Raw genomic sequence first — 19,983 nt, 5'->3', positions numbered from 1 at the left:
ATCGACCACCGCGCGGGTCATATGGCGACGCGTTGCTCCTGGACCGTCGGCTGGTCCTGGGCGAACTGGGTGCGGTACAACTCGTGGTAGCGGCCACCAGCCGCGAGCAGGTCGCTGTGTCGCCCGCGTTCGACGATGCGTCCCGCCTCCACGACGAGGATCTGGTCGGCCGCCCGGATGGTGGAGAGCCGGTGTGCGATGACCACGCTCGTCCGGCCGGTCAGCGCCTCGGCGAGGGCGTCCTGAACCGCCGCCTCCGAGGTGGAGTCGAGATGCGCGGTGGCTTCGTCGAGGATGACCACGCGTGGACGAGCCAGCAGCAGTCGCGCGATGGTGAGCCGTTGCCGTTCCCCGCCGGACAGGCGGTAGCCGCGCTCGCCCACGACGGTGTCCAGCCCGTCGGGAAGTGAGCGGATCAGGTCGTCGAGGCGGGCCCGCCTGAGCACCTCCCACATCTCGTCCTCGGTCGCGTCCGGCTGGGCGAACGCCAGGTTGGCGCGGATGCTCTCGTGGAAGAGGTGCCCGTCCTGGGTCACCACGCCCAACGCCGTGCGGATCGACTCGGCGGACAGCTCACGTACGTCGACGTCGGCCAGCTTCACCGCGCCGTCCTCGACGTCGTACAGGCGAGGCACGAGCTGCGCGATCGTCGACTTGCCCGCCCCGGAGGAGCCGACGAGCGCCACCATCTGGCCCGCCTCCGCGCGGAACGACACCCCGTGCAGCACCTCCTCACCACCGCGGGTATCGAGCTTCGCCACGTCCTCCAGGGATGCGAGCGACACCTTGTCCGCCGAGGGGTAACCGAACCGGACCCCGTCGAACTCGACCGCGACCGGCCCTTCCGGGACTGGTCGGGCGTCCGGCTTGTCGAGGATCAGCGGCTTGAGGTCCAGGACCTCGAACACCCGCTCGAAGCTCACCAGCGCGCTCATCACCTCGACCCGAGCACTGGCCAGCGAGGTCAACGGTGCGTAGAGCCGCGACAGGAGCAGCGCGAGGGCGACCACCGTCCCGGCGTCGAGGCTGCCCCGGAGGGCGTAGAGACCACCCAGCCCGTAGACCAGGGCCAGTGCCAGCGAGCCGACGACGGTGAGCGCGGTGATGAAGACCCACTGGAGCATCGCGGCGCGGATGCCGATGTCCCGGACCCGACGTGCCCGCGCCGCGAACTCGGCGGACTCCTCGGCCGGCCGCCCGTACAGCTTGACCAGCGTGGCACCGGGTGCGGAGAAACGCTCCGTCATCCGGGTGCTCATAGCCGCGTTGTGCTCGGCCGCCTCACGCTGCAACTGGGCGAGCCTCGAACCCATCCGGCGGGCCGGGAGAACGAAAATGGGCAGCAGGACGAGCGCCAGCAGCGTGATCTGCCACGAGAAGGTGAGCATCACTGCCAACGTCAGCATCAGCGTGACGGCGTTGCCGACCACACTCGACAGGGTGTCGCTGAAGGCCCGCTGCGCGCCGATCACGTCGTTGTTCAGGCGGCTGACCAGCGCACCCGTGCGCGTCCGCGTGAAGAACGCCACCGGCATGCGCTGAACGTGGTCGAAGACAGCCGTCCGCAGTTGAACGATCAGCCCCTCACCGATGCTGGCGGAGAGAAAACGCGTCACCAGACCCAGCCCGGCCTCGGCCAGGGCGATCACGGCGATCAGTACGGCCAACCGGATCACCACGCCGCTGTCGGCGCCGTCGACGATCGCGTCGACCACCCGACCAGCGAGAACGGGCGCCGCCACCGTGAGGACCGCCGTGACCACACTCAACAACAGGAACCTGACGATCAAGGCACGGTGTGGCCGTGCGAACTGCGCGATCCGCTTCAAGGTGGCGCGGGACAGCGGCCGCTCGTCCTGCGCGTTCATCGCGTGGTGCAGAGACATCCACGCGGTAACTTCCATGCTCATGCGTAACCTCCGATACCGGAGGCTAGGACCTCACCCGAGCTTGAGGTCAAGTCGCCACGCAAGTCTGTGGCTACGGGTTGTTCACGGTGGTCGTAACGGTGGGCCCTGTGAGCGGCGCAGACCGTCGTGAATCGCTGCGAGCGGCCCTCTCTTGGCCCGGCCGACAGGTGAGCCGGCGGTGCCGCTGGCGCTTCGGCGTCTTCGTGTTTTCCTGGCGTGATAGTCCGACACCGGTGATCGTCTTCGGCTGTTCGCTCCTATGTTCGTCGGTGGTAGTGGTTGCGGCGGGGGAGTTGTTCGGGGTCGAGCCAGGCGGGTGGGGTGAATTCGGGGTGGCCGTCGCGGCCGAGGTGGACAGTCCAGTCGCTGTGGTGCAGGTGTCGGTGGTGGTGGCCGCAGAGCAGGACGGCGTTGTTGAGGCTGGTTGGGCCGCCGTCGGTCCAGTGGTGGATGTGGTGGGCGTGGCACCAGCGGGGTGGTCGGTCGCAGCCGGGGAAGGCGCAGCCGCGGTCGCGCAGGACGAGGGCGCGTCGTAGCGGTCCGGTGATGAGGCGGCGTTGTCGGCCGACGTCGAGGACGTGGCCGCTGCCGTCGAGGACGGCGGGCAGGATGGTGGCGTCGCAGGCGAGTCGGCGCACCGTGTCTGGGGTGAGGCTGAGGCCGGTGTCGAGCGCGCCGGCGCCGAGTTGTCGGGTGAGCGCGTCGTAGGTGGTGGTGAAGATCTGGGCGGGTTCGCCTCCGCTGTTGGGTAGTGCGCTGGTGCGGAGGGTGAGTCGGCAGACCTCGGCGAGGGCGTCGTGGCGGCGTTGCCCGGCAGAGCGGGTGTCGTCGGGGCCGCAGGGTGTGCTCAGTGGGTCGACGGCGGCACGCAGCAGGGCGGCGGTTTCGGTGTCGAGGGTGCCGGTGAGTCGCAGTCGGCCGTCGGTCTGTTCGGACAGGGTGAGGTGGCGGTCGCGGGTGGCGCGGTGTGCTTCGGCGTCGAGGGCGGCTTGGGTGGCGGCGTCGGCGATGTCGGGGGCGACGTGGTCGAGGATGCGGGTGCCGAGTTTGCGCAGGTGGGTGGGGTCGAACTGGCTGGCCCAGCCGACGAGCACGCCGGCTGCTTTGTCGGCGGTCTCGGCGTCGGCCGAGGTGTTCACGGTGTCGATGGTGTCGGCGATGACCCGGGCCTGGTCCAGGCTGATGGCGCCGTCGGCCAGCGCTTGTCGGATGCCGGGGTTGCCGGTGTCGAGGACGGTGGCGAGGTCGATCAGGCGGCGGGCGGCGGGGATGGTGAGTCGCAGGTGTTCGCGCAGCCACACGGCGGTGTTGGAGGCGCCGTGGGTGCGGGCGGTGCCGCGGCCGTCGAGCTCACGGATCAGAGCGAGTTTGACGGCGGCGAGCCGTTGCTCCAAGCGGTGCGCGGCATCGAGTGCGGCGATCAGCTCGTGCTCCGGCAGCGCCCAGGCGGCGGCGTCGGCGCAGGCGGCGATCGCGTCGTCTGCCTGCGCCAACTCCTCGACCATGACCAGAGACTAGAACAGGTGTACGACACTTCCAGTCACCATGATCGATGTGCCGCCGGTCGAGTGGTGGGAACGATGCCGATGGCCCGACATCGGCATAGTGGTTTGCCGTGAACTGACCCCTGTTGCTCGGCCCGTACGGCAGTCCCCAACCGCTGGGAAGAGTTCAGCACCGACAAGCCTCCGGCGACCAGCCGGTGACGGTCACAGGCCCGCGTGCATGGTCAGGCTCTGCCGCAGGTGGAGTTTCGGCCTGGACCCGACGACCGAGCCGACGACCTCGCCCCCACGGAACACCAGCAGCGTCGGCAGGGACATGACTGCGTAGCGCCGCGTGGCCTGCGGGTTGTCGTCGGAGTTGAGCTTGGCGATGACCATCCGGTCGCCGAACTCTCCTGCCAGCTCGACGAGGCTCTTCTCGATCATCTTGCACGGCGGGCACCACTCCGCCCAGAAGTCGACGACCACGGGCCGGTCGCTGGTCAGCACCAACTCGGCGAACGTGTCGTCGGTGACGGTGATCAGGGAGCTGACGCTCGTCTCCTGGGGCATGTTTCCTCCCGGTGCGCGATTGCGTGGGTGAGCTGGCTGTGCAACTGCTGACGGACCGCTCCGAGCCGATCGAGGTAGTCGTCGACCTCGGCGAGCTTGCGTCGCAGCACCAGCACGGAATCCGGACAGACGTCGCCCGACGCGTTGCCCGCTCGCAGACAGGCGACGAACGGCCGGACGTCGTCGAGGCCGAAGCCGACGTCGAGCAGCGCCCGGATCTCCCGGACCACCCGCAGCTCCGCCTCGTCGTAGACGCGGTAGCCGTTCGCCGAACGCTGCGGGTGTACCAACCCGTGGGCCTCGTAGTAGCGCAGCGTTCGGGTGCTCGTGCCTGCTCGTTCGGCCAGCTCGCCGATCAACATCAGACCTCCTCGACCAGCCTGTCGCGACCAGGCTAAACCTTGTCGTCAGTGTCAAGGCAAGGCTGCTTCCGGTGCCGAGCACGGCTCAGGGCGCCCGCCGCGAGGCTGCTTCCGGTCCCGAGCACGGCTCAGGGCGCCGCGAGGCGGCGCCCCGAGCGTCTGCGGGCTCCGAACTAGCCGATGCGGAACTGGTCTCCGTAGACGGCGAAGGTCAGTGGCGTGTTGAGGTTGAAGTTTCCGTTGTTGAGGAACACCCGTTGGGCGGTGTCGACGCGGGAGGTGTCCGAGTGGGCCTCTTCCTTCTTCATCTCGATGACCCGCTCGTCGAGGAACGCGTTGAGCCAGGTCCGCTCGTCGCCGCCCTGGGCGGGCGGCTTCGCCCGGTTCAGGGCGCGGTTGCGGATCTGACGCATGCCCTCGTACCCGTGCATGACCGCCGCGTCGTAGTAGGCGAACTGGCCGAGCGCCCGGACCTGGTCGTTCTTGCCGTCGCGTACCGATGGGTTGAAGTAGACCCGGTCGCGTTCGGCCTCCTGGGCGGCCTGGAACACCGGGTCGCTGGCCGCAGTCCGCCAGTCGCGGGGGAAGTTCGGGTCGAGGCCGGCGTGCGACGCGGTGCCGTTGACGTTGCGCAGCGCCGGCAGGTAGCCGGCGAGCACGTTGCCCGGCTTGGTGCGGGTGTACGCCTCGACCAGTTCGAGCATGTCGCCGGTGCCGGAGCAGAAGCCGATGATGCCGGCGGTGTAGCCGCGCCCGTCGCCGATGTCCTCGATGTAGGAGAACTGCGCGCGCCAGTCGAGCGAGGAGTTCTCCGCGGCCGAGACGAGCTGCATGGCGACGTCCTTCTTCGCCGGGTCGTCGAGGTTGGCCCCGCTCGGAGTGGTGGGCGTCGGCGTGGGGGTGCTGCCGCCGCCCGGCAGGGTCCACCGCTGGTTCGTGGTGCCGCCGCAGGTCCAGATCTGCAACCGGGCGCCGTTCGCGGTGCTCCGGTCGGTGACGTCGAGGCACTTGCCGGAGCCGTCGTTGACGAGCGCGCCGTTGCTGGCGGTCCACTTCTGCGCGCCGGTGTTGTTGCAGTCGTACAGCTGCACCTTGGCGCCGTTGGCGGTCGACGCGGCGGTGACGTCGAGGCACTTGCCGAGTGCCCGGATCGAGTTGTCGGTGTTGCCGACGGTCCACGTCTGGGCCGCGCTGCCGTTGCAGTCGTAGAGCTGGACGGGCGTGCCGTTGGCCGAGCTGGCGCCGGCCACGTCGATGCACTTACCGCCGAGGCCGGTGATCGGGCCGGCGGTCGCGGCGCTCGCCGACGGCAGGCCGTAGCCGACGGCGGCGATGCCCACCAGCAGGGCGCCCACGACGTAGGCGGCTGTTCTCTTGTGAACCATGGGTGTTCCTCGGGGAAGGGGCGGCGTGCCGCCAGCCGGTCGGTGGCCCGGCGCGACGGTTCGGCCCCGGCGGGCACCGCGAGCATCAGGAAACTGTATTAACAGATACCAGTGCGTCGATTCCTCGTCAATCGACGACCGCGAGGCGTGACGGCGTCTGTTCATCCCGTCGTTGGCGGGACGTACCCGCCGGTGGCTATCGTCGGGCCGTAACTGATCAAGGGGCCGGTCCGTCGGAACCAGCACCGTCCGACGGACAGAAGATGGTCATGGAGTCGAGTCTGCGTGCTCGGGTGCGAGCCGGTGACGCCGGCGCGTTCGCCGGGCTGTTCGACACGTACGCGCGCTCGGTCTACAACCACGCGTTCCGGCTGACCGCCGACTGGGCCACGGCGGAGGACGTCATGGCCGCCACGTACCTGCAGGCCTGGCGTTCCCGGGAGCGGGTCACCGAGGAGGGCGGGTCGCTGCGGCCCTGGCTGCTCGGCATCGCCACCAACGAGGCCCGCAACCACGCCCGCAGCAACCGTCGCTACCGCAGGGTGGCCGCCGCGCTGCTCGCCTCCGACTTCACACTGCCCGACCACGCCGACGAGGTCGCCGGCCGACTCGACGACAGTCGACGCATCGCCGCCGCGATCGACGCGTTGGCCCGGTTGCGTCGACCCGAGCGCGAGGTGCTGACGCTGTGCCTGTGGGAGGGCCTCGACTACGAGTCCGCGGCGGAGGCGCTGGGTGTTCCGGTCGGCACGGTGCGCTCCCGGCTGTCGCGGGCCCGCGCCCGACTCCGTACCCTCGTCGACGCCCCGCCGCGCGCCGCACGGCCGCCGGTCGTGGACGCCTCGCTCGTGCGGGAGGGCAGTCAGTGAGCGCGCCGGACCCGACCGAGTGGGCGAAGATCGCCCCACACCCCGGTGACCACGACCTGCCGGCGGGCCGGCACGAGCTGCACCGCAGCCGCCTGCTGGCGGCGATCGCGCAGGAGGCGCGTACCCGAAGAAGGGCCTTCGTGTCGTTGCGGCCCGCGCTCGCGGCAGCCGCGTTGGTCCTGGTCGTGGCGGGGATCGGCGGCGGGCTGGCGACCCGGTCCGGCGACGCGCCGCCGGCCGCGCTCCCGTCACTCGAGGCGACCCGTCCGGCCGCTCGGCCGGCGCCGCCGGGCACGGCCGCCAAGAATCGTGGGTACGGCACGGTGCGCCAACTCACCGACACGGCCGACCTGGTGGTCCGCGGCGAGGTGACGTCGGTGACGGACGGGCAGGCGGTCTACCGGGTGGCGGAGGTGCTCTACCGCGCCCCGGGCGCTTCGGTGCCCACCGAGATCATGGTGGCCGCGGAGCCAGCCGGGGCGGCCGGCCGACCGACCGTCCTCTACCTGGGCATCGCTGATCCGGGTACGGGCGTCTACCACCCGCTCGGCGGCGAGTTCGGGATCTTCGACCTTGCCGGGGAGACGGCCACCAGCCGGTCACCGGCGATGTCGGTGACCGGTCTGCGTACCGAGGACGCCACCGCGGCGGGTCGCGCGTTCGTCACCACGTTGGCCGAGCTTCGACAGCTCGCGGGCGAGCGGCGCTGAGCCCGGAGAGCTGAGCCCGGGAAAAAGAATGGAACTCGGTGCCCGGGACGCACAGATAGAAGGCGTGAGCAGTGCCGCGTTCCGAGCGAGACAGCCCGGGACGGCACCGAGACGCGAGGAGCGTTCCATGGCAGTCGACCTTCGCCGTACCCGGCCCCTGTGGGCCACGGCCGCCGCCGTGCTGTCCGCCGCCGCCTTGGCCGCCTGCGGCAGCGGTGGTGGCGCCGACCCGGCCGCCGCGCCCGCCCCGAGCAGCGCCGCCCCGAGCAGCGCCGCCGCGCCGACCGATGTCGCGCCTCCACCGATCAAGGGCAAGCTGCGCGGGTACGCCACCGTGCGGCAGCTCAGCGACACCGCGGACCTGGTCGTACGCGGTGAGGTCGAGGCGGCCGGATTCCGGGTCGACGAGGTGCTTCGCGCGACGACCGGATCGACAGTGCGGGCCGGCGCGCGGATCACGCTCGCCCCGCTGCCCGCCGGAGTGCCGGACATGGCGCACATGTCGAAGCTCGAGGCCGGCCAGGTCGTGGTGCTCTACCTCGCCCAGGACCCGGCCGCCCCGACGTTCCGGACGCTCAGCGGCGACTTCGGCGTGTTCGACCTGACCGGGTCCGGCGCGGAGGCCGTCGCCACGACCCGCTCGCAGACCATGGCCGTCAGCGGCCTGAACGCCGAGGACCCGGTCGCCTCCGGCCACGGTTTCCGCACCACTCTCGGTCAGCTGCGGGCCGTCGCCGCCCAGGCCAGGTAGGACAGGTGGGCACGCGGACGGCACCCGCCGAGTGCCGTCCGCGCGGTCACTGTTCCCGGTAGGTGGCCAGGTCGAAGTCGGCGTGCACGCCGTCGCCGCCCAGGTCCTGCACCCACAGGCCGAGAAACGCCCCGGTGAAGCCCCACGCCGCCGGCTCACCGTCGATGATCAGCGCGGCGTGCTCGTCGGACAGGATTGTCGCGTCCAGCTCGACCGGTAGCCGCTGCCAACCGGCGCCGAGGTCGTAGTCGAAGCGCACCGCCGGCCCGTCGAAGACGGCCCGCAGGCCGACCCGGGTGACGCCGTCGGCATCGACGGTCAGCTCTGGGTACGCGGTGCGCCGCCCGTTGTCGGAGCTGAGCAGCTCCAGCACCGTCCGGCCGTCGTCGGCCCGGGTCAGGTAGAGGTGGTGCCAGTTGAGCGTGTTGTAGTAGGCGGTGATCCCGGCAAGTTGACGGTGGTCGGCCGGTTCGAATTCCACCACGGTCTCCAGTGAGCACTCCCTTGCCCCGACGCGTCGCCCGACCAGGCTGGGTGCCTGTCGACCGACCGGCGACTGCCCGCCGTGGACCCGTAGGTACGAGGGGCGGGTGCGCAGGTCGACCCAGTCCGGGGTGGCCGGGCGACGCAGCGTCGACCAGCACCGGCCCAGCTCGGGGGCGTCGAAGTGGTCCGTCTCGGGCTCCGCCGGCCAGGGGTGCGCGGGCAGGTCGGGTGCGACGACGTCGTCCGCGGGCACCCCTCCGGCGATCCGCGGCCAGCCGCCCGACGGCCACTCGACCCGCTGGATCGCGGTCTCCCGACCCAGCACACAGTTGCCCAGCGGGGAGTACGGGCGGCCAACCAGGTGGGCCAGGTACCACTCGCCGTTCTGCGTGTGGACCAGGCTGCCGTGACCCGCCTTCTGCAACCGCAGGTCGGGCCGCCCGAAGGAGGTGAGCAGTGGCCCGTCCGGGTCCACCTCGTACGGTCCGAACAGCTCCCGCGACCGCGCCATGGTGACCTGGTGCTCCCAGCTGGTGCCGCCCTCGGCGGTGATCAGCCAGTACCAGCCGTCGTGGCGGTACAGGTGCGGACCCTCGGTGACCCCGACCGGTGAGCCGGTGAACAGGATGCGGGGGCTGCCGACCAGACGGCGTGTGGCCCGGTCGTACTGCTGGATCTCGATGCCACCGAAGCGGTCGCGGCCGGGCCGCCAGTCCGCGCTCATGCCCAGCAGCCACGTGGTGCCGTCATCGTCGTGGAACAGCGCCGCGTCGAACCCGCGCCCGTGCAGCTTCACCGGATCGGACCAGGGGCCGGTGATGTCCTCGGCGGTGACCAGGAAGTTCTGCGGATCCCAGTAGCCGCTGGCGAAGCTGGCCACGTCGCTGTAGACGAGGTGGAACTGACCGTCGTGGTACGTCAGGTCTGGCGCCCACACCCCGTTGGAGTCGCCGCATCCACGTAGATCGAGCAGGCGCCGGTCGGTGATGATCCCACCCAGACTGCGCCAGTTCACCAGATCGCGCGAGTGGTGCACGAGGACGCCCGGATACCACTCGAAGGTCGAGGTGGCCAGGTAGTAGTCGTCGCCGACGCGCAGGATCGAGGGGTCCGGGTGGAACCCGGCGAGGACGGGATTGCGGATCGACCGGGTAGCGGTCGCCACGTTAGCGATGTCGGTCGACACGAGCACTCCTCTGGACGGGCTGTCTGGAACTTCCGGAAAATCGTGCTCCCGGATCACTGGAAGTCCTGCTTACGCTAGCCGGTCTTTTCGCAATAGGACAGAGGTATTGACCGCTGGGACAACAGCTCGTAGCGTGCCGGCCATCGATCGACATTACCGGCGATGCGTTGAAAGTTTCGGAGATCCATAGCTCTCATCCCGCCCGTTCAGCCGGATGACGACGCGCCACCGCGAGCAGACCTGAAGTTTCCAGCAGGACGCAGGGGGGACCGTGGGCACGGAGAACGGCCGAAATGTCACCATCGCCATGATCGCGCGGTTGGCCGGAGTCTCCGTGCCCACTGTCTCCCGGGTCATCAACGGCCGTTCCGACGTCGCTCCCGACACCCGGGAACGCGTCGAGGCGCTACTCAACCGGCATGGCTACCGCCGCCGCTCACTGGCCCGGCGTACCGACGCCGCCCTCATCGACCTGGTCTTCAACGACCTCGACAGTCCGTGGGCCGTGGAGATCATCCGTGGGGTGGAGGACGTCGGCCAGACCAGCGGCGTGGGCACCGTCGTGTCGGCCATCCACTGGCGCATCTCCTCGGCCAAGCAGTGGCTCGACAACATGCGTACACGCTCCACCGAGGGAATCATCTTCGTGACCTCGATGGTGAACCCACCGTTGCAGGCCGAACTGCGCCGGCTCCACCTGCCGGTCGTCATCATCGACCCGGCCGGGGTCGACCCGCAGGAGTCACCCACCATCGGCGCCACCAACTGGGCGGGCAGCCTCAGCGCCAACCAGTACCTGATCAGCCTCGGCCACCGCCGCATCGGCTTCATCGCCGGCCCGCCGCACCTGATGTGCAGCCGGGCCCGGATGGACGGCTACCGGGCCGCCCTCGGCGCCGCCGGGATCCCCATCGACGACGCCCTGATCCGCCCCGGCAACTTCTACCACGAGGCCGGCTTCACCGCGGGTACGCAACTACTGGCCCTGCCGGACCCGCCCACCGCCATCTGCGCCTCCAGCGATCAGATGGCACTCGGTGTGTACGAGGCAGTCCGCAAACGGGGTCTGCGGGTGCCCGACGACGTCAGCGTGGTCGGCTTCGACGATCTGCCGGAGGTGCGCTGGTGCTCGCCACCGCTGACCACCGTCCGGCAACCCCTGGCCGAGATGGGCATGCTGGCCGCGCGGACCGTGCTGCGCCTCGCTGGCGGCGAGAGGACCGAGAGCCCCCGGGTCGAACTCGCCACCGAACTCATCGTCCGCGACAGCGCCGGTCCGCCTCGCTGAGCGGCACGGTCGGCGCGAACGCGTTAGGTGCTGACGTCAGTCGTCGCGTAGAGCGTCGTCGACGCCCGTCTCCCGGCGGCCGAGGTGCGCCGGATCCCGACCGGAGAGCAGATCCAGCGCGGCTTTCAGGCAGGCGCCGTTCTCCCGGGACGAACTGAACCACCACGTCTGGGCGTACCGCTTCGCGCTGTCGTCGCCCACGCCGTTGGCGTCGATGCCGAGGCGCCGGCACAGCGCCACGGCGCGCGGAAGATGGAAGGTCTGGGTCACCACCGTGGCTCGCCGCACCCCGAAGATCCGCTCAGCGCGCGCGCACGAGTCGTACGTGTCGAAGCCGGCGTAGTCCGGCACCACCTTGTGCGCTGGTACACCCCGCTGCACCAGCCAGTCCCGCATCGCGGCGGGCTCGTTGTAGTCGGCGTTCATGTTGTCGCCCGAGACGAGGATGGCCCGCACCTTGCCGGCGTCGAACAGCCGCCGCGCGATCTCCAACCGGGCGGTGAGGACGGGTGAGGGCGTGCCGTCCGCGTCCACTTTGGTGCCCAGGACCAGGGCGACCGGCGCGTCCGGCACCTCGGCCTCACCGTAGAGGTGGCCCTCCGCGGTGTCGCGGATCCACGACACGCTGGCCACCGTGCCCCCGGTCAGCGCCACCGCCCCCACCGCGAACGCGAGGACGGTGCGACGGACCAACCGCCGGTGCTCCCCGTACCACCGTCTGGCCGCGCCGAATCGTCCCCGCATGCCGCAAGGCTATTCCGCCCGCGCGCACGACCGTCGTCGGTGTGCCCGCGACCGTCCGGAGCAGCAAACGAAGACTGTTGTCTATGGACAATCGCTCACTGTTAGCGCTAACGTGACGGACAGTCGTCGACCCTCGACCGACCTCGGGCCGCTGTGACGGAGCTGTCGCCATTGGCCCGAGGCATGCAGGACGACGATCGTGGCGTGGGGCGGGTGGCACGTGGCCGGCGCGAGACGGCCCGAGACCACCACTGGGCGACCCGCGCGCCACGCGGCCGAGGTATGAACGGCCACCGGGATTCCAGGGCACCGCAGCAGCCGGGACAGTCGTGCGACGACAACCGGCCCGCTCACCTGCCCAGCGAACCCGCAGGGCAGGGGCCCGCACCTGGGCCGCCCTGACGGCGACCGTCGGCCCAGCCCTGGCCGCCGGGTCGCGTCCCGCTGTTCGGAGTCCGGGCCCGAGCAGCGGGACGCACACCCGCACGAGCAACCGACGGGTACGCCGCCGTCGGTCACCGCGTCAGCTTCGGGTCCACCGCTGGCTGTTCGTGCCGTTGCAGCTCGACAGCACCGCCGGGGTGCCGTTGGCGGTGCCGGCGGCATTGGGCGTCAGGCACAGCGCGGACTGCACGCCGGTCACCGTGCCATCGGTGTTGACGTTCCACTGCTGGTTGGTGCCGCCGTTGCAGTCCCAGATGATCACCCGGGTGCCCGGCGAGGTCCCCGCGCCCTCCGCGTCCAGGCACTTCGTGCCGTACACCTGGAGTTGTTTCGCGGCGGTCGATGTCCACTGCTGGTTGGCGCCGCCGTTGCAGTCCCACAACGTCAGCTGGGTGCCGTTGGTCTGCGACCGCGACGGGACGTCGAGGCAGCGGTTGGCACCGGTGTTGCGCAGCGGTGCCGACGTGCCGCCGGGTGGCGGGGTGGTGGGGCTCGTCGTGTCGAAGCCGAGGAACCGGACGGCCTGCGCGGCGTCGAACGGGATGGAGTGGCCGTACCCCTGGAAGCTGATCGCCTCGACGGGCGCCGTGCCGCCGGTGCCCCCGTAACGGGTACGGGTGGCGCTGGTCTGCGGGGAGTCGGTGAAGCTGGGGGTCTGCGACACTCCCAGCACGTTGGTCCACTGCTTGATCTGCTCGCCGAAGTTGACGTAGCTCAGCGTGGTGTCCGTGGTGCCGTGCCAGATCTGGAACCGGGGACGCTTGCCGGAGTAACCGGGGTAGGCGTTGCGGACCAGGTCACCCCACTGCTGCCCGGTCCTGACGATGCGTCCGCCGGAGCACTCGCTGTTCCACTCCGCGCCGTTGGTGGTGGCGAAGCAGCCGAATGGGACCCCGGAGGAGCTGAACCCGGCGTGGAACAGGTCCGGGTAGAGGCCGACCATGACGTTGGTCATCATCGCGCCGGAGGAGAACCCACCCACACCGATCCGGCCGGCATCGACCGGGTAGCGGCTCCGGACGTGGTCGACCATGGACTTGAGGCCCACCGGGTCGCTGCCGCCGTCGCGCCGCAGGGCCTGCGGTGACGAGACGTCCCAACACTTGCTGCTCCGGGTCACCGACGGATAGATCACGATGAAGCCGTAGCGGTTGGCGAGGGTGCTCAGCCCGAAGCCGCTGTGCAGCGCCGGGCCGCTGCCGGTGCAGTAGTGCAGGGCGAGGAGCAGGGCCGGCTGAGCCGCGACGCGATCCGGCACGTACAGGTGCATCTGAAGGTTCGTCGGGTTGGTGCCGAAGTTGGTCACCTGGGTGAGCGTCGCGGCCGACGCCGGGGTGGCGACCGTGACCACGGCCGTCACCGTCGCCAGGGCCGTCGCCAGCGCGGCGGCCAGCAGTGCGATCCTTGATCTCATCGGCGGTTCCTCTTGTCGTGAGTCGGGGACCGGCGGCAGCACGGCGGTCCGGCGCAGGCGGTCGACGACGGTGCCTGGGCGGTCCCCAGGCGCGCGACGTCCGCCGCGCGTCACCGGCGGCTGCGGACAGATCCTGATGCGACGTCCACCTGCCCGGGGACGCCCTGACCACTGAGGACAGACCAGCGAGGGGTCTCCCGGTGAGCCGCGGACACTGATCGCCTCGCATCGACTGTGAGCGATAACATGCCGTTCGTCAAGCTGTAACGTATGACGTCTACCGATCTCCTGTCGAGCGTTCGCGTCTTCCGCTCGGTGGAGAGTGGATGCCACAATGAGGGCGGCGCTCAAGCGGTCACCGCTGAGCCCGGGGGAGGGCCTTCCGCAGGAAGCGGACGGTGGGCACGAACCCGGAGGCCGTCTCATGACCCATCTGCCAGACGCTACCGCCATGTCCGGCGTGGTCGATCTGCTCGTCGGCGTGCTGCAACTGGCCGCCGCGGTCGTCACTCTGCTGGCCGCCGTGAATGTCCGTGGGCGTCGTTCAGGGCGCGGCGAGGACGACGTCTGACGCACCTTGAGATTGTCGTGCCGACAGTGCAATTGTGGTACGTCGATGAAAGCCACGCGCGGGGCTGACGCCCGTCCACTGGGCAGCCGGGATCCAGATGTGATCTCCGGGGGACGGTGACACAAACGATGGACCAACCAGAGCCTGCCGTCCACGAGTTGCCCCCTCCCGCGTCGCACCCCGACCGGCCGGAGCGCTCATCCGCGTGAAGGAACCCCGCCCATGCGTGAACCGAAGACCCGAGCAGCACTCCTGGCGGGCCTGCTGCTCGCCGCGAGTGCGCTCGCCGGCGTCAACCCACCAACCGCCAGCGCGGCGGCCGACCCGGTCACCGTGACCGTCAACACCCGCGCGGGCCTGGCGACCGTGCCGGACACCGCTCTCGGTGTCAACCACGCCATCTGGGACACGAACCTCGGCACCACGGAGACGTCGGACCTGCTCAGAGATGCCGGCGTGCAGATGATGCGCTACCCCGGCGGCTCGTACGCCGACATCTACCACTGGAAGGACCACACCGCGCCCGGCGGCTACGTCGCGCCGGGGACCGACTTCGACACCTTCATGGCGGCGGTCCGGCGCGTCGGCGCACAGCCGATGATCATCGCGAACTATGGCACCGGTACGCCCGCCGAGGCCGCCGACTGGGTGCGGTACGCCAACGTGACCAAGGGCTACGACGCGCGTTACTGGACCGTCGGCAACGAGAACTACGGCAACGGCCACTACGGGTCCGCGTGGGAGGCTGACGACCACCCCGACAAGAGCGCGACACAGTACGCGAGGCTGGTCGTCGAGTACGCCGACGCGATGAAGGCGGTCGACCCGAGCATCAAGGTCGGAGCGGTGCTGACCATGCCGGGCAACTGGCCGGACGGGATCACCGCCGGCAGCGACCCGGGCCCGTGGAACCAGACGGTGCTCTCCATCGCCGGCCCGAAGATCGACTTCGTGGACGTGCACTGGTACCCGGGCGGCACCGCGGCCGAGTCGCTGGCCCGCGTCAACCACCTTCCCGACGCCACCTACCTGCTGCGGCAGCAGCTCGCCCGGTACGCCGGCCCGAACGCCGACCGCATCGGCATCAGCTTCACCGAGCTGAACGTCGACGCCGGCCGCAACACCCAACCGGCCGCGCTGTTCCTCGCCGACGTCTACAGCGGTCTGCTGGAGAACGGCGTCTTCACCGCCCACTGGTGGAACGTGCACAACGGCATGGGCACCGTGACGCAGGTGGCCGGTCAGACCGACTACGGCGACTTCGGGATGCTCTCCAGCGGGGCCTGCACCGCGGACGGCTCGGTCTGCCAACCGCCGCTGAACACACCGTTCGCGCCGTACCACGGGCTGAGCATGATGACGCTCTTCGCGAAGACCGGCGACCAGTTCGTTCGCGCCGGCACCGACGAGCCCCTGGTGACCGCCCACGCCGTCCGCCGGAGCAACGGAGATCTCGCCGTGCTGCTGGTGAACAAGGACCCGGACAACGACCACCCGGTCACCATCGACTACGCCGGGTTCACCCCGTCGGCCGTCGCGCCGACGGTGTCCACCCTCACCAACGGCGCCACCGGCATCGTCACCAACCAGTCCGGCTCGGCGACCAGCCGGACGCTGCCCGCGTACTCGTTGACCACGCTCGTGCTGCGCCCGGCAGGCGCGACCGCCGGACGGCCGGCGGCACCGGGACAGCCGACCGCGAGCGGCGTCACCGACCGCGCCGCGACGATCACCTGGCCGGCGTCCACCCCGGGCGGCAGCCCGATCGCCAAGTACGAGGTGTACCGGCAGAACGGCGCGGTCAGCGAGCAGCTCGGCGAGACGTCGTCCACCTCGTTCACTGTCGGCAACCTCGTGCCGGGCAGCAGGTACACCGTCAACGTGCTGGCCCGCGACACCGCCGGACGGGTCTCCTGGGCCTCACCGCCGCTCACCTTCGCCACCGGCAGCCCCGCCGCCAGTACGTGCACCGTCCGCTTCAGCGCCAACAACGACTGGGGCAACGGTTACATCGGCGGCGTCGAGATCATCAACAACGGGTCCCGCCCGATCAACGGCTGGACGCTCACCTGGACCTGGCCCACCGGCTGGCAGCAGGTGAGCAGTGGTTGGAGCGCCACCTGGGAGCAGGTCGGCACCGCGGTGCGGGTCACGCCCACCACCGACAACCGGCAGATCGCCGCCGGCGGCACCGTGAGCGCCGGCTTCGTCGGCGCGTACGGCGGGCCGAACGTCCTGCCCACGGCGTTCACCCTCAACGGCACCATCTGCGCCACCGGCTGACGCCACGGCCGGCTGGCCCGTTCGTCGGGTCAGCCGGCCGTCCGGTCAACCGACCTGGCGGACGGTGACCGTGGCCGACCCGGTCTCGTCCGCCCATGGGTCCAGCACCAGGGCGTACGTGCCGCCGGTGGGCAGCGGGCCCATCTCGAAGCGCCCGACACCGCCGATGACGCAACCACTGCCCACCGCCTCGCCGCCCGGGCCGGTGACGGTCAGAATCGCGCACCGGTCGGGAAGGCTCGCGGCGCTCACCTCGACGATGAGGCGCTTACCGCTGTCGACGGGAAACCGCAGGCGGCTCACCGCACCGGGCCGGCTGACCGACAGGGTGGTCGCCCGTCCATCAGCGACGGTGTCCCGCTGCTCGTCGCTGGCGTCGCGCAACCGCACGTCCGCCGAGCCGGTGTCGGTGGAGGTCCCGTCGACCTCCAGCACGTACCGGCCGGCGGCCGGCAGGACGAACCCGTCGACATGCCCCTGGCCGCCGATCACGCAGCCGCTGGCCACCTGTTCACCGGCCGGGTCGCGCAGGCGCAGCAGGTTGCACCGGTCCGGCAGTGTGGCGTCGGTGACCTGGAGGAAGACCTTCTGGCCGGCGCGGCCGTCGAAGGACAGGCGGCTGACCGCGCCCGGTTGGGCGAGCGTCGCCCGGACCGGCGGCCCGTCCAATGTGAGCGTCTTCTCCTCGTCGGTCACCGCAACGACCCGTACCGTCGCTCGACCGAGGTTGGCATCCCACGGGTCGAGCACCACCTGATGGTCGCCGGTGGCGGTCAAGGTGGTCGTGTCGATGAAGCCGACGCCGGAGATGACGCAGCCGGTCGCCAGCTGACGGCCCTGCGGGTCGAGCAGCAACAACACCCCGCAGCGATCCGGCACGGTGGCGGCGGGCACCTCCACGAAGATCTTCTGACCGGCCCGGCCCGGTACCTTCATCGCGGCCGTGGCGCCGGCCCGGGTCACCGCCAGGTCGACGTCGCCGGCAGCGGGTGCCTCGCGCTGCGCGCGGGCGGCGTCCTCGGCGAACGCCACCTGCCCGGTGAGGCCGACGTCGAGCACACAGTCGGCGAGGATCTGCGGATCGGTGACACCGGCCCGCCGGCAGACGAGTTCGGCGGTGGCCCGGTTGGGCAGGTCCCCGACGGTGAGCAGTCGGTCCGGGAAGCGCCGGTCGGTGAACGTGCCGGTGTTCTGCCCCGGCTCGTAGTCGAACAGCGACCGTTGCGCCTCGACGCGCCAACTGTCGGCGAAGCCGGGGTACAGCGCCTCGAACGTGGGCGGCTGCGCCATCCGCTTCCCGTTGCGCACTGTCAGGTCGTCGCCGGGGTCACCGTCATGGTCGCCGAGCAGGCCCTCCAGCGTGCCGGCCCGGGCGGTGGGCGCGCCGACGCTCACGCTCAGCCCCCACACCCCGATCGGCTGCGCGGTCAATCGGGCGGCGTCCGGCCACTCCACTGTCACAGTGCCGTCTCCCCAGGTGGTGACGGTGCCACCGCGCGGAAGCTTCACCCTGTCGGGCGCGGACACCGGCGCGGCGCCGTTCACCCGGACCGCCGGGCCGTCGGGTGTGACGTACACGCCGACCCGGTCGCCGGCCACCCGAACCGCGACGGCCGAGTTGACGGCCACCACCGAGCTGGCCGGGAACATCGTCTGTCGTACCTGGACCTCGAAGTCGTCGGTAGTCGAGCGGGTCAGCACGAACTCGCCGGCGGCCTGGAAGTCGTACCGCAGACCGTCGTAGGTGAGCAGGTGCGGGTCGCCGTTGCTGTTCGCGCAGCGGTAACCCTTGCCGATCACCGAGATCGAACAGCCACCGCCACCGGGGGGTCGGGGCTTGGGCTGGTCGCAGTCCTTGCCGTTCGACGGCAGCTTCTGACCGCTGTACGTCGTGCGCAGCGGCACCCCCACGGCCTTGCGGTACGCGTTCTCCGCCAGCACCGCGTGCACCTCGGCGGGGTCCACGGTGCTCGCCTGTTGACCGCCCTGCGTGCAGAACTGCCCCCGGTCGGTGTCGTTCACCTCATCGAGGGCGTGGTTCATCTCGTGGACCAGGGTGGCGCACTGGTCCTCGGTGAAGCCCGCTCCCTCCTCCGGCAGCGCCCGCCCGTCGTTCTCCGGCACCCAGTTGATCTGCACATCACTGCCCGGGACGTACGTCGTGGTGCTGCTCTCCGAGCCGAAGATGGGTCTGCGCACCTTGATCTGCTTGCCGGAGCGTTCCAGTTCGTCGAGCACCGCGCCGTTGCCGGAGCCGCGGATCTGTCCGACGCAGCCCGCGTACTCCGCTTGCAGGTCGCTGTTGACGCTGACCACGGCGGACGCCGCCTGGGGGGCGACGAGCACCAGCACGCCTGCCAGAACCAGACCCGTCCGGATCACGCGCAACCCGGTCACCCGCCTCTCACCTCGAACGCGACAGCGCCCTGCTCGGCCGTCGCGGCGCAGGCGTCCGCCGGCACACCGCGCAGCGGCGCTCGCAGGTAGCCCAGCACCAGCCGGTACGCCCCCGGCTGGTCGACCGGCCACCAGGTGACGTCGGCCCCGCCCCGCCCGTCCGGGGCGGAGGTGGTCAGCGCCGGGCCGGCCGGGCTCTGCGGGTCGCTGCCCAGCGTCAGCTCCACCGACCCACGCGGCGGCACCCGTACCAGGTTCTCGACCAGGTACGCGGTGAAGTCCCGGTAGTAGGCGGCGCCGCCGACCGCGGGCGCCACCGCCGTGCCGTCGCGGGTCAACGACATGACCGTCACCGCCCCGTCCGGCACCCGACTGAGTTGGCACTCGGCGTCGCGGTTGTTGACCAGCTTCAGCCGCAGACTGATCTGCTCACCCACCCGGTACGACGGTTGCCCGGCGCTGACGGTCAGGCCGACCGTCGCCGTGCCGCTGGACGGCGTCGGCGACGGACGTGACCGTCTGCACCCGACGGTGGTGGCCATCAGCAGTAGCGCGAGACCGCCGGCGAGCACCGCCGTCCGTGCGCGGGTTACACCCATGGGCCGCGAGCCTCCTCCGGGTGCCGCCGGTCGGCACAGATCCCGGCCAGCCTGCGCCGACGGGTGCCGGGGCGCTGTCGTGATCCGGCCCGGTGGGTGTCCGCTAGCCGACCCGAGGGGCCGAAGGTCGATGATCGTGGACGGTGTGCTGCGGGACCGGACAACAGGCGGGGGAGAGGTGGCCGATCATGACGCAGTCGCAGTCGCAGTCGCGGCCGGAGGTCGCTCTTGCACATCGGACCCACGCTCCCGAACCACCCTCTCAGTCGCTATGGAGCTGATGTCCCAAACGAATCACCCGATCGCACTGCTGCCTGATTCGTCAACGACATCAAATTCCAAAGGCCCCAAACCCCTCCTTCACCCCAGGCCCCGGGGCAAGCGGGCGGTCGTCGCGGCAGCCAGCCACAACGTGTGGCGGGCCACCGACGAGTTTGCCGCCATCGTTCGGCCGCGGGTCGGAGCAGGGCGACCGAGGTCGCCGGGCGGTCGTAGCCGATCCCCGAACGCGCCGAAGCGCCCGCCCC

Annotated in this window: 15 protein-coding genes; 5 read left to right on the top strand and 10 right to left on the bottom strand. The window is 70.7% G+C overall.

The annotated features are described in order from the left end of the window. Positions 1-17: 17 nt before the first annotated feature. The 5 genes from ABTW72_RS00595 to ABTW72_RS00575 form a co-directional block, all read right to left on the bottom strand. Positions 18-1,910: an ABC transporter ATP-binding protein gene (locus ABTW72_RS00595; RefSeq protein WP_350852284.1), complete on the bottom strand. Its 1,893-nt coding sequence runs from the start codon at positions 1,908-1,910 to the stop codon at positions 18-20. A gap of 257 nt (positions 1,911-2,167) precedes the next feature. Then, positions 2,168-3,415 carry an HNH endonuclease signature motif containing protein gene (locus ABTW72_RS00590; RefSeq protein ID WP_350852282.1) on the bottom strand — a complete coding sequence of 416 codons (1,248 nt, stop codon included), beginning with the start codon at positions 3,413-3,415 and terminating at the stop codon, positions 2,168-2,170. Between the two features lie 204 nt (positions 3,416-3,619). Next, entirely contained in the window at positions 3,620-3,967 is a 348-nt protein-coding gene (gene trxA, locus ABTW72_RS00585; protein ID WP_350852279.1) for a thioredoxin, read from the bottom strand. Then, on the bottom strand, positions 3,937-4,329 hold the full coding sequence (locus tag ABTW72_RS00580; protein ID WP_350852276.1) for a MerR family transcriptional regulator: 393 nt from the start codon (positions 4,327-4,329) through the stop codon (positions 3,937-3,939). Before ABTW72_RS00580 ends, trxA begins: the two co-directional genes overlap by 31 nt. 173 nt (positions 4,330-4,502) lie before the next feature. Next, the gene (locus ABTW72_RS00575) at positions 4,503-5,714 is read right to left on the bottom strand and encodes a chitosanase (protein ID WP_350852273.1); all 1,212 of its coding nucleotides are present in this window, start codon (positions 5,712-5,714) and stop codon (positions 4,503-4,505) included. Between the two features lie 269 nt (positions 5,715-5,983). Between ABTW72_RS00575 and ABTW72_RS00570 the strand changes: the two genes are divergently transcribed. From ABTW72_RS00570 to ABTW72_RS00560, 3 genes are all read left to right on the top strand, one after another. Beyond that, entirely contained in the window at positions 5,984-6,583 is a 600-nt protein-coding gene (locus ABTW72_RS00570) for an RNA polymerase sigma factor (RefSeq protein ID WP_350852270.1), read from the top strand. Next, the gene (locus ABTW72_RS00565) at positions 6,580-7,293 is read left to right on the top strand and encodes a hypothetical protein (protein ID WP_350852267.1); all 714 of its coding nucleotides are present in this window, start codon (positions 6,580-6,582) and stop codon (positions 7,291-7,293) included. The genes ABTW72_RS00570 and ABTW72_RS00565 overlap by 4 nt, the downstream gene beginning before the upstream one ends. Before the next feature lie 127 nt (positions 7,294-7,420). Continuing rightward, a complete protein-coding gene (locus ABTW72_RS00560) occupies positions 7,421-8,044 on the top strand; it encodes a hypothetical protein (RefSeq protein ID WP_350852264.1) in 624 nt (207 codons plus the stop codon). Positions 8,045-8,090: 46 nt separating this feature from the next. Here the strand turns inward: ABTW72_RS00560 and ABTW72_RS00555 are convergent, their stop codons facing one another. After that, entirely contained in the window at positions 8,091-9,716 is a 1,626-nt protein-coding gene (locus ABTW72_RS00555) for a glycoside hydrolase family 43 protein (RefSeq protein ID WP_350852261.1), read from the bottom strand. 307 nt (positions 9,717-10,023) lie between these two features. Here ABTW72_RS00555 and ABTW72_RS00550 point away from each other — a divergent pair, with 307 nt between their 5' ends. Beyond that, entirely contained in the window at positions 10,024-11,004 is a 981-nt protein-coding gene (locus ABTW72_RS00550; RefSeq protein WP_502892146.1) for a LacI family DNA-binding transcriptional regulator, read from the top strand. A gap of 36 nt (positions 11,005-11,040) precedes the next feature. Here the strand turns inward: ABTW72_RS00550 and ABTW72_RS00545 are convergent, their stop codons facing one another. Together ABTW72_RS00545 and ABTW72_RS00540 are read right to left on the bottom strand one after the other, a co-directional pair. Beyond that, on the bottom strand, positions 11,041-11,748 hold the full coding sequence (locus tag ABTW72_RS00545; RefSeq protein ID WP_350852255.1) for a SanA/YdcF family protein: 708 nt from the start codon (positions 11,746-11,748) through the stop codon (positions 11,041-11,043). 523 nt (positions 11,749-12,271) lie between these two features. Then, positions 12,272-13,606, bottom strand: coding sequence for an extracellular catalytic domain type 1 short-chain-length polyhydroxyalkanoate depolymerase (locus tag ABTW72_RS00540; protein WP_350852252.1), 1,335 nt, complete (start codon positions 13,604-13,606; stop codon positions 12,272-12,274). A gap of 793 nt (positions 13,607-14,399) precedes the next feature. Here ABTW72_RS00540 and ABTW72_RS00535 point away from each other — a divergent pair. Next, positions 14,400-16,460, top strand: coding sequence for a cellulose binding domain-containing protein (locus ABTW72_RS00535; RefSeq protein WP_350852249.1), 2,061 nt, complete (start codon positions 14,400-14,402; stop codon positions 16,458-16,460). A gap of 45 nt (positions 16,461-16,505) precedes the next feature. On the opposite strand, the gene ABTW72_RS00530 is transcribed toward ABTW72_RS00535, so the two are convergent. Both ABTW72_RS00530 and ABTW72_RS00525 read right to left on the bottom strand, forming a co-directional pair. Beyond that, entirely contained in the window at positions 16,506-18,857 is a 2,352-nt protein-coding gene (locus ABTW72_RS00530) for a VWD domain-containing protein (protein ID WP_350852246.1), read from the bottom strand. Next, positions 18,854-19,456, bottom strand: a complete 603-nt coding sequence (locus ABTW72_RS00525) for a hypothetical protein (protein WP_350852244.1) — start codon at positions 19,454-19,456, stop codon at positions 18,854-18,856. Before ABTW72_RS00525 ends, ABTW72_RS00530 begins: the two co-directional genes overlap by 4 nt. Positions 19,457-19,983: the final 527 nt, after the last annotated feature.

Origin of the sequence: Micromonospora sp. NPDC127501 (assembly GCF_040302185.1) — a bacterium.
GTDB lineage: Bacteria > Actinomycetota > Actinomycetes > Mycobacteriales > Micromonosporaceae > Micromonospora.
The sequence above is the reverse complement of the archived record's forward strand: the minus strand, read 5'-3'. Positions and strand labels throughout refer to the sequence as shown.

What these genes read in the sequence shown, in the direction of transcription:
- ABTW72_RS00590 (WP_350852282.1), bottom strand. Translation starts at nt 3,415, where the DNA reads ATGGTCGAGGAGTTGGCGCAGGCAGACGACGCGATCGCCGCCTGCGCC.
- trxA (WP_350852279.1), bottom strand. Translation starts at nt 3,967, where the DNA reads ATGCCCCAGGAGACGAGCGTCAGCTCCCTGATCACCGTCACCGACGAC.
- ABTW72_RS00580 (WP_350852276.1), bottom strand. Translation starts at nt 4,329, where the DNA reads ATGTTGATCGGCGAGCTGGCCGAACGAGCAGGCACGAGCACCCGAACG.
- ABTW72_RS00550 (WP_502892146.1), top strand. Translation starts at nt 10,024, where the DNA reads ATGATCGCGCGGTTGGCCGGAGTCTCCGTGCCCACTGTCTCCCGGGTC.
- ABTW72_RS00560 (WP_350852264.1), top strand. Translation starts at nt 7,421, where the DNA reads ATGGCAGTCGACCTTCGCCGTACCCGGCCCCTGTGGGCCACGGCCGCC.
- ABTW72_RS00540 (WP_350852252.1), bottom strand. Translation starts at nt 13,606, where the DNA reads ATGAGATCAAGGATCGCACTGCTGGCCGCCGCGCTGGCGACGGCCCTG.
- ABTW72_RS00545 (WP_350852255.1), bottom strand. Translation starts at nt 11,748, where the DNA reads ATGCGGGGACGATTCGGCGCGGCCAGACGGTGGTACGGGGAGCACCGG.
- ABTW72_RS00575 (WP_350852273.1), bottom strand. Translation starts at nt 5,714, where the DNA reads ATGGTTCACAAGAGAACAGCCGCCTACGTCGTGGGCGCCCTGCTGGTG.
- ABTW72_RS00595 (WP_350852284.1), bottom strand. Translation starts at nt 1,910, where the DNA reads ATGAGCATGGAAGTTACCGCGTGGATGTCTCTGCACCACGCGATGAAC.
- ABTW72_RS00535 (WP_350852249.1), top strand. Translation starts at nt 14,400, where the DNA reads ATGCGTGAACCGAAGACCCGAGCAGCACTCCTGGCGGGCCTGCTGCTC.
- ABTW72_RS00570 (WP_350852270.1), top strand. Translation starts at nt 5,984, where the DNA reads ATGGAGTCGAGTCTGCGTGCTCGGGTGCGAGCCGGTGACGCCGGCGCG.
- ABTW72_RS00525 (WP_350852244.1), bottom strand. Translation starts at nt 19,456, where the DNA reads ATGGGTGTAACCCGCGCACGGACGGCGGTGCTCGCCGGCGGTCTCGCG.